General features: G+C 65.2%; 14 protein-coding genes. 9 read left to right on the plus strand and 5 right to left on the minus strand.

Features of this window, described 5'->3' with window-relative positions; translation table 11 throughout:
* The first annotated feature begins 7 nt into the window (after positions 1–7).
* From hisG to ACCQ16_RS09360, 9 genes are all read left to right on the plus strand, one after another.
* On the plus strand, positions 8–922 hold the full coding sequence (gene hisG / locus ACCQ16_RS09320; RefSeq protein WP_014090044.1) for an ATP phosphoribosyltransferase: 915 nt from the start codon (positions 8–10) through the stop codon (positions 920–922).
* Complete coding sequence (hisD, locus tag ACCQ16_RS09325) at positions 919–2,214, plus strand: histidinol dehydrogenase (RefSeq protein ID WP_372380323.1); 1,296 nt, start codon at positions 919–921, stop codon at positions 2,212–2,214. The genes hisG and hisD overlap by 4 nt, the downstream gene beginning before the upstream one ends.
* On the plus strand, positions 2,211–3,302 hold the full coding sequence (gene hisC / locus ACCQ16_RS09330) for a histidinol-phosphate transaminase (protein WP_277573142.1): 1,092 nt from the start codon (positions 2,211–2,213) through the stop codon (positions 3,300–3,302). The genes hisD and hisC overlap by 4 nt, the downstream gene beginning before the upstream one ends.
* On the plus strand, positions 3,299–4,426 hold the full coding sequence (gene hisB, locus ACCQ16_RS09335; RefSeq protein WP_277573141.1) for a bifunctional histidinol-phosphatase/imidazoleglycerol-phosphate dehydratase HisB: 1,128 nt from the start codon (positions 3,299–3,301) through the stop codon (positions 4,424–4,426). The genes hisC and hisB overlap by 4 nt, the downstream gene beginning before the upstream one ends.
* Positions 4,423–5,025 (plus strand): imidazole glycerol phosphate synthase subunit HisH, encoded by a 603-nt coding sequence (gene hisH, locus ACCQ16_RS09340; RefSeq protein WP_209260806.1) that lies wholly within the window; start codon positions 4,423–4,425, stop codon positions 5,023–5,025. Before hisB ends, hisH begins: the two co-directional genes overlap by 4 nt.
* The gene (gene hisA, locus ACCQ16_RS09345) at positions 5,022–5,756 is read left to right on the plus strand and encodes a 1-(5-phosphoribosyl)-5-[(5-phosphoribosylamino)methylideneamino]imidazole-4-carboxamide isomerase (RefSeq protein WP_071117286.1); all 735 of its coding nucleotides are present in this window, start codon (positions 5,022–5,024) and stop codon (positions 5,754–5,756) included. Before hisH ends, hisA begins: the two co-directional genes overlap by 4 nt.
* Entirely contained in the window at positions 5,750–6,526 is a 777-nt protein-coding gene (hisF, locus tag ACCQ16_RS09350) for an imidazole glycerol phosphate synthase subunit HisF (protein ID WP_008571446.1), read from the plus strand. Before hisA ends, hisF begins: the two co-directional genes overlap by 7 nt.
* Positions 6,516–7,136 (plus strand): bifunctional phosphoribosyl-AMP cyclohydrolase/phosphoribosyl-ATP diphosphatase HisIE, encoded by a 621-nt coding sequence (gene hisIE, locus ACCQ16_RS09355; protein WP_008571447.1) that lies wholly within the window; start codon positions 6,516–6,518, stop codon positions 7,134–7,136. Before hisF ends, hisIE begins: the two co-directional genes overlap by 11 nt.
* Positions 7,137–7,305: 169 nt before the next feature.
* Entirely contained in the window at positions 7,306–8,892 is a 1,587-nt protein-coding gene (locus ACCQ16_RS09360; RefSeq protein ID WP_277573140.1) for a calcineurin-like phosphoesterase C-terminal domain-containing protein, read from the plus strand.
* A gap of 461 nt (positions 8,893–9,353) precedes the next feature.
* Here the strand turns inward: ACCQ16_RS09360 and ACCQ16_RS09365 are convergent, their stop codons facing one another.
* The 5 genes from ACCQ16_RS09365 to ACCQ16_RS09385 form a co-directional block, all read right to left on the minus strand.
* Positions 9,354–10,430 carry a C13 family peptidase gene (locus tag ACCQ16_RS09365; protein WP_057680759.1) on the minus strand — a complete coding sequence of 359 codons (1,077 nt, stop codon included), beginning with the start codon at positions 10,428–10,430 and terminating at the stop codon, positions 9,354–9,356.
* 184 nt (positions 10,431–10,614) lie between these two features.
* Positions 10,615–11,313 carry an acireductone synthase gene (gene mtnC, locus ACCQ16_RS09370; RefSeq protein WP_008571450.1) on the minus strand — a complete coding sequence of 233 codons (699 nt, stop codon included), beginning with the start codon at positions 11,311–11,313 and terminating at the stop codon, positions 10,615–10,617.
* 2 nt (positions 11,314–11,315) lie between these two features.
* On the minus strand, positions 11,316–11,882 hold the full coding sequence (locus ACCQ16_RS09375; protein ID WP_008571451.1) for a 1,2-dihydroxy-3-keto-5-methylthiopentene dioxygenase: 567 nt from the start codon (positions 11,880–11,882) through the stop codon (positions 11,316–11,318).
* A 35-nt stretch (positions 11,883–11,917) separates the two neighbouring features.
* Complete coding sequence (locus tag ACCQ16_RS09380; RefSeq protein ID WP_029819274.1) at positions 11,918–12,571, minus strand: methylthioribulose 1-phosphate dehydratase; 654 nt, start codon at positions 12,569–12,571, stop codon at positions 11,918–11,920.
* Positions 12,572–12,660: 89 nt separating this feature from the next.
* Positions 12,661–14,091 (minus strand): amino acid permease, encoded by a 1,431-nt coding sequence (locus tag ACCQ16_RS09385; RefSeq protein ID WP_029819275.1) that lies wholly within the window; start codon positions 14,089–14,091, stop codon positions 12,661–12,663.
* Between the last annotated feature and the right edge of the window lie 50 nt (positions 14,092–14,141).

The following is a 14,141-nucleotide window of genomic DNA, read 5'->3' on the forward strand; positions in this document are numbered from 1 at the left end:
GAACGAGATGAGTGCTTCCACGGCAGCGCCGGCACGTGACCGGCTGCGTATCGCCATCCAGAAGAGCGGCCGCCTGGCCGAGCCGGCGCGCAGCCTGCTGGCCGCCTGCGGGCTGAGCTGGCGGCAGAGCCGCGACAAGCTGTTCTGCTACGGCGAATCGTTGCCGGTGGACCTGCTGCTGGTGCGCGACGACGACATCCCCGGCCTGATCGCCGATGGCGTCTGCGATCTGGGCATCGTCGGCCAGAACGAACTGGAAGAGCAGGCCGCCGAGCGTCGCCGCAACGGCTTGCCGGCTGCCTATCACGCCGTGCGTGGGGTCGGCTTCGGCCAGTGCCGCCTGATGCTCGCCGTGCCGGAAGAATGGGACTGGCACGGCGTGGCGCAACTGGCGGGCAAGCGTATCGCCACCAGCTACCCGGCGATCCTGGCCGATTGGCTGGAGCGGCAGGGCATCGACGCGACGGTGGTGGAGTTGTCCGGTTCGGTGGAAATCGCACCGCGCCTGGGCACTGCCGATCTGATCTGCGATCTGGTCTCCAGCGGCGCCACCCTGGCCGCCAACCAGCTCAAGCCGGTCGAGCTGGTGATGGAAAGCGAAGCGGTGCTGGCCGGCGCAGTGCGCGAGCCGGCCGATGCGCGCGCCGGCCTGCTGGCAATGCTGCTGCGGCGCATGGACGGCGTACTCAAATTGCGCGACAGCAAGCTGCTGATGTTCCGCGCCGAGCAGACCAATGTCGATGCGCTGCGCCGCCTGCTGCCTGACGCCGACCCGCTGGTGCAGTTGCCCGACGATGGCAACGGCGCGCTGCGCTTGCAGACCATGTGCCATGGCGCGGTGACCTGGCAGCGCCTGGAAGAACTCGAACGCGCAGGTGCGCAAGGCTTGATGGTGTTGACGGTGGAGCGCTCGCTGGCATGAAGATTCTCGATTGGTCCCAACTCGACGGTGCCGCGCGAACCGATGCACTGACTCGCCCGGTACAGACCGTGGCCACGCAGACGCGCGACGCAGTGGCTGCATTGATTGCCGATGTGCGTGCACGCGGCGATGCCGCCTTGCGCGAGATCACCGCGCGTTTCGATGGCGTATCGCTGGAGAGCTTCGCCGTGAGCGAAGCCGACTTCGCTGCCGCCGAAGCGGCCGTGGCGCCGGAGCTGCGCCAGGCCATGCAAGATGCGGTCGCACGCATCGACGCCTTCCACCGCGCCGGCATGAGCGAGGGCTATGCGGTGGAAACCGCGCCCGGCGTGGTGTGCGAAAAGATCGTGCGGCCGATCGGACGTGTGGGTCTGTACGTGCCGGCAGGCAGCGCGCCGTTGCCATCAACCGCCTTGATGCTGGGTGTGCCGGCGCGTCTGGCCGGATGCCGCGAGGTGGTGTTGTGCACGCCGCCGCGCAAGGACGGCAGCGTGGACCCGGCGGTGCTGGTGGCCGCGCAACTCACCGGCGTGCGCCGCGTGTTCAAGCTCGGTGGCGCGCAGGCGATCGCGGCGATGGCGTATGGCACCGAGTCGGTACCCAGTTGCGACAAGCTGTTCGGCCCGGGCAATAGCTATGTCACCGAAGCCAAGCAGCAGGTGGCCCAGTCCGGAGCGGCGGCGATCGACATGCCGGCCGGCCCCTCGGAGGTCTTGGTGATCGCCGATGCGGGCGCGCAGCCGGCCTTCGTGGCTGCTGATCTGTTGTCGCAGGCCGAACACGGGCCCGATTCGCAGGTGCTGTTGCTGTCCGACAGCGACGGGTTGATCGATGCGGTGCAAGTACAGCTGGAAGTTCAGCTTGCGCAACTGTCGCGTGCCGACATCGCGCGCCAGGCGCTGGCGCAATCGCGGATGATCAAGGTGCAGGCGCTGGATGAGGCGTTTGCGATCAGTAATCGCTATGCGCCGGAGCACCTGATTCTTGCGCTGCGCGAACCGCGCGCGTGGCTGGCGCAAGTCGAAGCGGCCGGTTCGGTGTTTCTTGGCGATTACACGCCCGAAGCGCTTGGCGACTACTGCAGCGGCACCAATCATGTGCTGCCGACCAGCGGTGCGGCGAGCGCCTACAGCGGGGTGAGTGTGGCCAGCTTCCAGAATATGGTCAGCGTGCAGGCAGCCAGCAAGGCCGGCATCGACGGCATCGGTCAATGCGCATTGATCCTTGCCCGCGCTGAGGGGCTGGATGCGCATGCCAACGCGGTGGCGCTGCGCATGGGAGTGGCGGCATGAGCGCGTCGTCGATTCTGGATCTGGTACGCGAAGATCTGCGTGCATTTGCGGGCTATTCGTCGGCGCGCACCAGTGCGTTGCAGGGCGATGTGTGGCTCAACGCCAACGAGTCCGCGTGGGCGAATCCCGCCGATCCCGACGCCAGCACGCGGCGCTATCCCGACCCGCAACCCAGGGGCCTGCGCAGCGCGCTTGCGGCGCTGTACGGTTGCGCGCCGGAGCAGCTGTTGATCGGCCGCGGCAGCGACGAGGCGATCGATCTGCTGGTACGCGGCCTGTGCGTGCCAGAGCGCGATGCAGTGCTGGTGACGCCGCCGGTATTCGGCATGTACGCGGTGTGCGCGCGGTTGCAGAACGCACCGTTGGTGGACGTGCCGCTGGTCGATGGGCCAGATGGTTTCCATGCAGATATCCCTGCAATAGTGGCGAGGGCATTGGCCTCGAACGCCAAGCTGGTGTTTCTGTGTTCGCCATCCAATCCCGCTGGTTCGGCCATTGCGCTAGACCAGATCGAACAAGCGCTGCAGGCCTTGCAAGGCAAGGCGCTGGTGGTGGTGGACGAGGCCTATGGCGAATTTTCCGATGTGCCTTCGGCGGTCGGTCTGCTCGGGCGTTACGACAATCTCGCGGTGTTGCGTACGCTTTCCAAGGCGCATGCGCTGGCGGCGGCGCGTATCGGCACACTGATCGCCAATGCCGAGTTGATTGCCCTGCTGCGCCGCTGCCAAGCGCCGTACCCGGTGCCCACACCATGTGCAGCCATGGCCGAGCAGGCCTTGTCTGCGCCGGCGCTGGAGGTGACCCGCCGGCGTATCGCCGAGGTGCGCAGTGAGCGCGAGCGCGTGCACGAGGCGCTCGCGCAGCTGGCCGGTGTGCGGCAGGTCTATCCCTCGCAAGGCAACTTCTTGTTGGTGCGTTTCGATGATGCCGAGGCGGCGTTCCAGGCGTTGCTCGATGCCGGTGTGGTGGTGCGCGATCAACGCGCAGTGCCGCGCCTGGCCGACGCGCTGCGCATCACGCTGGGCACGCACGAACAGAACCAACGCGTGCTGAGCGCGCTGCAACGCATGCAGGAGGCCGCCCCATGACCCCGATTCTTTTTGTCGACCGCGACGGCACGCTGATCACCGAGCCGGCCGACTACCAGATCGACGCGTACGAGAAACTGCGCTTTGTCGATCACGTGATTCCGGCGATGCTCAAGCTGCGCGATGCCGGCTATCAGTTCGTCATTGTCAGCAACCAGGATGGGCTGGGCAGCGAGAGCTACCCACGCGCGTCCTTCGACGGCCCGAACAACCTGATGCTGCAGATCTTCGCCAGCCAGGGCATCGAATTCCGCGACGTGCTGATCGATTGCAGCTGGCCTGCCGACAATGCGCCCACGCGCAAGCCCGGTATCGGCCTGATGGTGCCGTATCTGCAGGACCGCAGCATCGATTGGGCGCGCTCGGCGATGGTGGGCGACCGCATCACCGACATCCAGTTCGCGCACAACCTCAACATTCGCGGGTTTCAGCTGCGCACCGACGAGTTCGGCGGCGAGTGGGACTGGCCCGGCATCGCCCATGAACTGGCCGACGCACCGCGTCGCGCGGTGGTCCAGCGCAACACCAAGGAAACCAGGATTAGCGTCGAACTGGATCTGGATCGCGTGGCCGAACCGAAGACCGCCACCGGTCTGCCGTTCTTCGACCACATGCTGGAACAAATCGGCAAGCACGGCGGTTTTGCGCTGGAGATCCGGGCCGAAGGCGATCTGCATATCGATGAGCACCACACCATCGAAGACACCGGCCTTGCGCTGGGTCAGGCGCTACGTGAAGCGCTGGGCGACAAGCGTGGCATCGGCCGCTATGGCTTCGATCCGGAAAGCAGCCCCTGGCGCGTCGCCGGCGACAAGGCGCAGCATGGCTTCACGTTGCCGATGGACGAAACCATCGCAAGCGCGGCGCTGGATTTCAGCGGCCGGCCGTATTTCGTCTTCGACGGCGAGTTCAAGCGCGAGCGCGTCGGCGACATGCCGACCGAGCTGGTGCCGCATTTTTTCCGCTCGATCTGCGATGCGTCCGGCTTGAATCTGCATCTGACCGTGCGCGGTGAGAACGATCACCACAAGGTGGAAGCCTGCTTCAAGGCCCTGGCGCGTGCATTACGCCAGGCGATCCGCCGCGAAGGCACCGCGTTGCCGACCACCAAGGGTGCGCTATGACCGATGTTGCGTTGATCGATGCCGGTGGCGCCAACCTGGGCTCGGTGCGCTATGCATTGGAGCGCTTGGGCGTGGACGCACGCGTGGTGCGCGATGCGGCAGGTCTGCACAGCGCACAGCGCGTGATCCTGCCCGGCGTCGGTGCGGCGCCAGAAGCGATGTCGCGTCTGCGCACGCAGGGCTTGGTCGAGCCGTTGCGCGCGCTGCAGGTGCCGTTGATCGGTATCTGCCTGGGGATGCAACTGCTGTTCGAACATTCCGAAGAAGGCGATGTCGAGTGCCTGGGCCTGCTGCCGGGCATCGTACGGCATATGACGCCGGCACTCGGTATCCGTGTGCCGCACATGGGCTGGAACCAGCTGGTGCCGATGCGCGAATCCGCGTTGCTGGCCGGTCTGCCCGAGCGCGCAAGTGCGTATTTCGTGCATGGTTACGCTGCGCCGGTGACCGCCGACACCGTGGCCGCCTGCGATCACGGCGGGTTGTTCACTGCCGTCGTGCAGAACGGGCTGCGCTGCGGCGCGCAATTTCACCCTGAGCGTTCGGCCGACACCGGTGCACGCATCCTGCGCAATTTTCTTGAGATGAGCTTCCCATGAGTTTCACCGTTTACCCGGCGCTGGATATCCGCAACGGCCGCGTGGTGCGCCTGCTGCAAGGCGATTACGCGCGCGAGACGCAGTACGGCGACGACGTGCTGCCGCGTGCGCAGGCGTTCGCCGATGCCGGTGCGCAGTGGATGCATCTGGTCGATCTGGATGCGGCCAAGGCGGGCGGCTACACCTTGGCCGGCACGCTCGGCGAGATCGCGCATGCCACCGGCTTGCGCGTGCAGACCGGCGGCGGTGTGCGCTCGCGCGAGGATGTGGCGCGCATCCTCGATGCCGGCGCCGCACGCGTGGTCATCGGCTCGTTGGCAGTGCGCAATAGCCAGATGGTGGTTGGCTGGCTGCAGGAATTCGGTGCCGACCGCCTGACCATTGCACTGGACACGCGCCAGGATGCCAATGGCATCTGGCAGTTGCCGGTGCACGGCTGGACCGAAACTGCAGACGCTACGCTGGATCAATTGGCCGTGCGCTACGCGCAGGCCGGGCTGCAGCATCTACTGTGCACCGACATCGCGCGCGACGGCATGCTGTCCGGTCCCAACATGGCGCTGTATGCGCATCTGCGCGCGCTGACGCCGCAGTTGCAGGTGCAGGTCTCCGGTGGCGCGCGCAATCTTGCCGATGTCGCCGCGGCCAAGGCCGCAGGCTGCGCCGGCATCGTGCTCGGCAAGGCGCTGCTCGAAGGGCATCTGGATCTCGAAGAGGCACTGGCATGCTGAGCCGTCGCATCATTCCGTGCCTGGACGTGCGCGATGGCCGCGTGGTCAAGGGCGTCAAGTTCCGCGACCACATCGACATGGGCGACATTGTCGAGCTGGCCTTGCGCTACCGTGCGCAGGGCGCCGACGAACTGGTGTTCTACGACATCGGTGCCAGCCCGGAAGGGCGTTCGGTCGACTACACCTGGGTCGAGCGAGTGGCACGGCTGATCGATATTCCGTTCTGCGTGGCCGGAGGTATTGGCGATGTGGAAACGGCCCGAGCGGTATTGCATGCCGGCGCCGACAAGATTTCCATCAACTCGCCCGCGTTAGGCCGCCCGCAATTGATTTCCGAACTGGCCGATGCCTTTGGCGTGCAATGTGTCGTGGTCGGCATCGATTCGATTCGTGAGGAAGATGGTCAATGGCGCGTGCGCCGCTACACCGGCGACCCGAGCAAGACCCAGGCGTTGCCGATGCGTACACTGGACTGGGTGGCCGAAGCGCAGCGGCTCGGCGCGGGCGAGATCGTGCTCAATTGCATGGATAACGACGGCGTGCGCCGCGGATACGATATCGCCCAACTGCGCCAGGTGCGTGCGTTGTGCCGGGTGCCTCTGATCGCTTCCGGCGGTGCAGGCGAGATGCAGCACTTTGCCGACGTCTTCGACCAGGCCGATGTGGATGGCGCACTGGCCGCCAGCGTGTTTCACAGCGGCGCGATTCCGATCCCGGAACTCAAGCGATTCTTGCGCGCGCAACAGATCGAGGTACGCGATGGGCAGTGACGAAGTGGCGACGGGCGACGCGCTCGCAAGCCTGGATTGGAGCAAGGGCGATGGCCTGTTGCCGGTAATCGTGCAGGACGCCGACACCCTGCGCGTGCTGATGCTGGGCTACATGAATGCCGAAGCGTTGGCCGTCACCCGGCAGCGCGGTGACGTCACGTTCTTCAGCCGCAGCAAGCAGCGCTTGTGGACCAAGGGTGAGAGTTCGGGAAACGTGTTGCGCGTGGTGTCGATCCAGACCGACTGCGACGCCGACACATTGCTGGTGCAGGCGCGCCCGCATGGCCCGACCTGTCACCTGGGCCGCACCAGCTGTTTCCCGTCTGCGCCCGGGCAATTCCTGGGTAGCCTGGATGCCCTGGTGGCCGAGCGCGAGCGCGAGCGGCCGCACGGTAGCTACACCACCAAGCTGTTCGAACAAGGCATCCGCCGCATCGCGCAGAAGGTGGGCGAGGAGGGCGTGGAAACCGCGCTGGCCGGCGTGGTGCAAGACGATGACGCGTTGCTCGGCGAATCGGCCGATCTGCTCTACCACCTGATCGTGCTGCTGCGCGCACGTGGGCTGGGCCTTGGCGATGCAGTGGCGTTGCTGGAGTCGCGGCATCAATAACGTAGCCGCGTAGCAGCGCACCCGGGCGCGATTGGCGTCCTTGGTAACGCCCCGTCGCGCCCCGGTGCGCTCCTACGGATATGCGGTCATGCCTTCCGACCTGCGTACTCGCGCTGTGCGCCTCGCGATGGCATGTACAATTTCCGCGGATCTTCGCGCGGGAAAACGCATGCATCGTCGCTTCGCTTTGTTGGCACTGGGCTTGCTCGCGGGAAGCGCATACGCGCGCGACACCGCGGTCGATGGCATCGTCTACGAAGAACGCGACGGGCGCGCCGGCCGCAGCGCCGATGAGCCGGGGGTGGCCGATGTGGCGGTTTCCAATGGCGAGCAGATCGTGCGTACCGATGCGCAGGGCCGCTACCGCCTGCCGGTACGCGACGGGCAGACGGTATTCGTGATCAAGCCTGGCGACCGCCGCTTTTTGCCCGCCGCCGATGGCCTGCCTGCATTCTGGCGCCACTACGCACCGCGTGGCTCGGCCAAGCATCAATACGGCGGTGTCGCCGCGACCGGCCGCAACACGCACAACTGGGATTTCGCGCTGACGCCACGCGCAGACACCGCGGCCGATGGCTTCCAGATGCTGGTGTTTGCCGACAGCCAGACCGCCAGCCTTGCCGACGTTGGCTACTACCAGCGCGACATCGTGGAACCGATCATCGGCAAGACCACCGCCAGGCTGGGCACTACGCTGGGTGACATCGTCAGCGACGATCTGAGCTTGTATCCGGCCTTGAACAAGGTCACCACGCAGCTGGGCGTGCCGTGGTTCCATCTGCCGGGCAACCACGATCTCAACCTGGACGCGCACGACGATGCGCAGTCGCTCGACAGCTGGCACGCAGTCTACGGCCCGGACACCTATGCGGTGGAAGAAGCCAATGCCAGCTTCGTGTTCCTGGACGATGTGATCTATACGCCGGGCGGCAGGCAGGCCTACATCGGTGGCCTGCGCGACGATCAATTCGCGTTCCTGCAGAATTACCTGGCGCAGCTGCCACGCGACCGGCTATTGGTGCTGGGCATGCATATCCACCTGTTCGATGCAGTGCCGGGGCAGGAAACCTTTCGGCATGCCGATCGCCGCCGCCTGTTCGCATTGCTGAAAGAATTTCCGCATGTGTTGGTGCTCAGTGGTCATAGCCACACCCAGCGCCAGGTGGATCACGGTGCCGACGAGGGCTGGCAGGGTGCACGACCGTTGCACGAATACAACGTGGGTGCGGCCTGCGGCGCGTTCTGGTCGGGCGCCAAGGATGCCGACGGCATTCCCGATGCGACGATGAGCGATGGCACTCCCAATGGCTATGCGGTGCTGCAGGTTGCGCCCAGCGGTAGCTACACGCTGGCTTATCACGCTGCGCGCGCGGCCGACGATGCGCAATTGCTGCTGCACGCGCCCAAGGTACTGCGCAAGGGCGCGTATGCGGCGTGGGGCGTCTACGCCAATGTTTTCATGGGCCAGGACGACACCGTCGTCGAGATGCGCATCGATAACGGCCCATGGCAGCCGATGAAGCGTGTAGAGCGTGGCGATCCGCGTGTGCTGGCAGAGAATGTGCGTGATGATGCGGCCGACGCGTTGCGCGGTTACGACCGCTCGCCGGAGGCCACGCCGTCCACGCATCTCTGGCGCGGTGCATTGCCGACCACCCTGGCGGTGGGCGAACACACCGTCCAGGTGCGCGCAAACCTACCCACCGGGCAGTACAACGCCAGCACCGTGTATCGCCTGCAAACTGCTGAGCCCTGAGGCGGTTAACGATGTCGGTCGTCCAACGCCGCCCTTCTGGCACCGGGAGAAGGTGCTCACAGGGATGGATGAGGGTGCACACAGTGCCTGACATCGCCCAATACTGGGGTTGGGGTATCTGGCGCCAAGAAAATCTAGATCGCACCAAGCGATTGCTGGTGACGTTGTGTAGCGGCTCTTGAGCAACGATACGGAACCATGTCGTCGTGGTATCCGGCACGGGCAAAAGCGCGGCTGCGATAGCGCGACGGTCAAGCATGTGTCAGCTGCGCCGCAGTCTCCTGATCGCCACAAACACAAACGCCTCCACAAGGGAGGCGTTTTGGGATCCGGGCTGGCAGGCGTTGGCGCGCTGGCGAAGATCGTGCTGGCTGGCGGTTGCTGGCTGGCTGGCCGGGCGAGTGTAGCGAGGCCTGGTTGGTGCTGACGAAATGAGAATTAGTCTCAGCACCCGCTCTGGGTTATCGATTGGATGCTGCAGGTGCAGCTGGGAGCGTGCTTGAGGGCTTTGCGGTTGCCGGGGTATTCGAACGCGGCACGTCGCTCACCGGCGCAGCGTCCGCTGAGTCGGTTGAATCCACGCCCTGGTCCGACGCGGCATCCATCTCCACCGGCGGATACGGATACGCCACCGCCGGCCCCAGATGCACGCCCGCACGCCAACGCGCCAGCACCGGCGCGATGCGCTTGCCCAGCGATTGCTGCGGCAACGAGGGGAGCTCGCCTTCCTGCTTCTCGCGTGCGGTGATGGCGGCCTTGGCAATGTCGAATGCGGCCAGCGGGTCGTCGCTCTGGTTCATCGCATCGATCAACCACGCCTGCCCGAAATAGGTGGCGTTGGAGGTATTGCCGCAGCCGAACGAGGGCCGGTCGGCACGTGCAGCGGTGAGGATCAGCGTTTGCGGTGAACGCAGTGCGGGAATGAAACCTCCCGAATAGCAGGCCGACAGCACGATGATGCGATTGTCGATGCCGGCATCGTCCAGCGCCTGGCGCAGATCCTGCGGGCTGATGAAATCCTCTTCCTTGTCGTCGACCTGCACGTACAGGCTGTGGTCTTCGGTACCGTGGGTGGTGACGAACAGCAACAGCGCGTCTTCCTTGCGATCCATGCGCTTGCCGATCGCGGCCAGCGTGTCGTAGAGATTGTCGTAGGTTGCCAGCGGAGCGTATGGATGCTCGCCCAGATTGTCCGGGTTGTTGACCAGCGTGACCACGCGCCCGCGCGCATCGAAGCGTTGCTCGAACAGCTGTTTGAGGTAGAGCGTCTCGTTGCGGAAGACATCGTCGCTGGCATCGCCGGCAAAACCGACCACGTACAGATCGGTGACGCCGGGGCGCTGCGGTTGCAACGCTTTCAATGCGTGCGCCAGAGCGGCCTGATCGACCGGATCGCCTGCATCGTGGCTCTCGGCAGGCTGGGCCTGCAGCGCAGCACCAGCGTCCGGATGGCAGCCGGCCATCAACGCCACCACGACGATCAGCGTGGAAAGTCGTCGCCATACTGCATGTGGTGCGAAAGGGGAAGGCAGCGACATGGCGTGCGCAGAAGTCCAGGAAAGACGGGTGGGGTGGCCGAGCGCGGTGCCCGCAGTGCAGGCCATTATCCCGTCAGATAGCTGCATGCGGCGCGTCGCAGCCGGAGCATATCAGCGGCCTGCGCGGCGCCAACCACCGATTGCGCTCAAACGGCAACGAGCGCAATCGGCTTGCAGATCGTGCTTACAGCACCAACTGGCTAAAACTCTCCACGCGCTGGTGACTGCCGACATCGTCGGCCGAACGCGGCGTGGGATAGTCCTCCCGGCGGTCCAGAAGCGCGGTGCGCATGCCGGCACGCTTGGCGGCATCGAGCTCTTCGATCACATCCGACAGGAACAGGATCTCCGGTCCCGGCACGCCAATGCGCTCGGCGATGCGGCGGTAGCTGGCGCTTTCGCGCTTGGGGCCGACTTCGGTGTCGAACCAGTCGGTGATCAGTCCGCTCAGGTCGCCCGCGTCGCTGTGCGCAAAGAACAGTTTCTGCGCCGGCACCGAGCCGGACGAATACACATACAGCGGAATGCCTGCTGCGTGCCAGGCTTTCAACTGGATCGCCGCATCGGCGTAGATATGCGCAGTGAAGTCGGCCGTCTTGTAGCCGTCGCCCCAGATCAGGCCCTGCAAGGCCTTGAGCGCGGTGTGCTTGCGGTCCTCGTCGATCCAGGTCTGCAGCGTGGTGATCAGCACCTCGTCAGGCACGTCCTCGCCGATTTCATCGGCCACCTGGTTGAGCCAGTGGCGCACCTGCGGATGATTGCCGTGTTCGCGCACGTAGGCCGGCATGGCGCGGCGCGCATACGGGAACAAGACGTCCTTGACGAACGAAATGCTGCTGGTCGTACCTTCGATATCGGTGAGGATCGCTTGCGGTCGTGTCATCGTCAGCTGGCCTTGTGAGGTTTCTCGGGGGCGTAGCGGGGGAATTGTTTGGCGATTTCGGTGCCGGTGAAATGTCCGACCCAGCCGTCCGGCTCGGTGAAGAAGCGGATCGCCACAAAGTGCGGTTCCGGCCCCATGTCGAACCAGTGCAGGGTGCCGTCAGGCACGGCAATCAGGTCGTCCTTGACGCATTCGATCTCATAAACCTTGGCATCTACGTGCAGCGTAAACAGGCCTGAGCCGGCGACGAAGAACCGCACCTCGTCTTCCTTGTGGAAGTGCTCGTCCAGAAACTTGGCGCGCATTTCTTCGCGCTTGGGGTTATCCGGCGCGATGCTGACCACGTCCACGGTCTTGAAGCCGCGCTCGGCACTGATGCGATCGATATCGGCACGGTAGGCGTCCATCACCTGCTCGGGCGTGGCGCCCGGTTCGACCGGCGCGCTGGCATGCCAGCGTTCGAAGGTCACGCCAATCTTCTGCAACTGAGCGGCGATCGCATCGCCGTCGCGGCTATCGAACTCGGGAGTGGCGGGATTGGTGTCGGCAAAGATACGCAGTCGGCTCATGGCGGTCTGGCTCACGAATGGGGGACGGACAGTACTCAGCGCGTGCCGCGCAGTTTCAGCAGTTCGAGTTCGCAATGCAGCAGGAATTCGAACGCTTCCAGGTGACGACGTGCCTCGGCCATGTTGCGGCCCCAGGCATACAGGCCGTGTCCTTCGATGAGATACCCCCACATGCTCTGTTTGTCCAGCAAGGCATCGACCTGCGCGGCCAGCACCTGCATGTCCTGGGTATTGGCGAACACCGGCACTTCCACTGCGGTTTCGTGGGTGGTGTTGCCATCGAAGGCCTTGAGCAATTCGTAGCCTTCGAGCCGAATCACACCGCTGCCTGCATACAGGCGGGAGGCAATCGTCTGCACCGGCGAGTGCGTATGCAGCACGCAACCGATCTCCGGGAACCGGCGATACAGCTGGGTGTGCAGCAGGGTTTCGGCAGACGGGCGCAACGGGCGCCCGACGGCCAGGCCATCGAAGTCCACCACCATGATGTCTTCTTCGACCAGGCGACCCTTGTCGCGGCCGGAGACGGTGATGGCCGCGTGCTGTTCGTCCAGACGGTGGGAGAAATTGCTGCTGGTCGCAGGCGTCCAGCCGGCATGGGCCAGCTCGCGGATATTGGCGATCAGCAGGTGCGCCAGCTCGTGCAGACGCGTGGTGCTGTAGGGCAGGGGGGCAGTGGTCGCATTCATGGACCTATTCTACTGCGCCCCCGGTGCATGGGCAGGTGCAGCGCAGCAGGCATCGTCCTGCCGCGCCAGACGCCCGATCATGCGTGGGCTCAGCGGCCGTCGCGCAGACGGCTGTGGCGATACCCGTAGCCGAAGTAGATCACCAGCCCAACCAGCGTCCACAGGCCCATCAGCATCCAGTTGTGCAGCGTCATCGCCGACAGCAGCGCAAGGCAGCTCAACACGCCGGCGCTGCAGATCAGCCAGGCGGCCGGCATGCGGAACGGACGCGGCAGTTCCGGGTGCGTGCGACGCAGGATCAGCACGCCGGCGCAGACCGCCGCGAAAGCGATCAGCGTGCCCATCGACGTCAATTCGCCCAGCACATCCAGCGGGAACACCGCTGCCAGCAGCGCGATGCCGACACCAGTGATGACGGTATTGACATGCGGGGTGCGGTACTTGGGGTGGATACGGGTGAAGATCGAGGGCAGCAGGCCATCGCGCGCAATGATCATGAAGATGCGCGGCTGCCCGATGATCATCACCAGCACCACCGATGACAGCCCGATCAACGCGCCCACTTCCACGACCACGCGCAACCAGGCCAGCTGCGGATGCGCCGCCACCGCGGTCACCACCGGCTCGTCGGTGCCGAGCAGGGTGTACGGCACCAAGCCGGTCATGACCGCCGCCATCGCGATGTAGAGCACGGTGCAGATCACCAGCGACAGGATCATGCCGATCGGCAGGTCGCGTTGCGGGCGATGCGATTCCTGCGCCGCCACCGACACCGCTTCGAAGCCGATATAGGCGAAGAACACCATCGCTGCGCCGCGCAGCACGCCTTCCATGCCGTACTTGCCCGGGCCTTCGTTGGCCGGGATGAACGGGTGCCAGTTGGAGGTGTCCACGTATTTCCAGCCTACCGCGATCACCAGCAGGATCAAGCCCGTCTTGAGGATCACCATGGCCATGTTCATTGCCGACGACTTGCGGATGCCGACATAGCACAGCCAGGTCAGCAGCAGCACGATCCCGGCGGCCGGCAGGTTGGCGATCGCCCCGGTGGGTTGCAATTTGCCGTCCAGCGGCGCGCTGACGAATGCGGCCGGCAGGTGGATGTCGAAATGCTCGAGCAGGCTCAAGAAGTAGCCGGTCCAGCTGACCGCCACTGCCGAGGCGGACACGCCGTATTCCAGCACCAGCATCCAACCGATGAACCACGCGGCCAGCTCGCCGAAGGTGGCATAGGTGTAGGTGTAAGCGCTGCCGGAGACCGGCACCATCGCAGCGAATTCGGCGTAGGCCATCGCACAGAACGCACAGCACACCGCTGCGAGCACGAACGAGAGCATGATCGCCGGGCCGGCATGGTCGGCCGCCGCCTGGCCGGTGATGACGAAGATGCCGCCGCCGATCACCGCGCCGATTCCCAGGGCGGTCAGCCCCCAGGGGCCAAGCGCGCGTTGCAGGCCCAGCCCGTCGGCCGCCTCATGGCTGGCGTGCGGGTGTTTGGTGGCCCAAAGTTGTTTGAACATGAAGCGGTTCCGGCTTGGCGCTACGCGCGGTCATTGAACAAGAAGACCGG

Source organism: Xanthomonas sp. NCPPB 1062 (assembly GCF_041481705.2).
In the GTDB taxonomy this organism is placed as follows: Bacteria; Pseudomonadota; Gammaproteobacteria; order Xanthomonadales; family Xanthomonadaceae; genus Xanthomonas; species Xanthomonas euvesicatoria.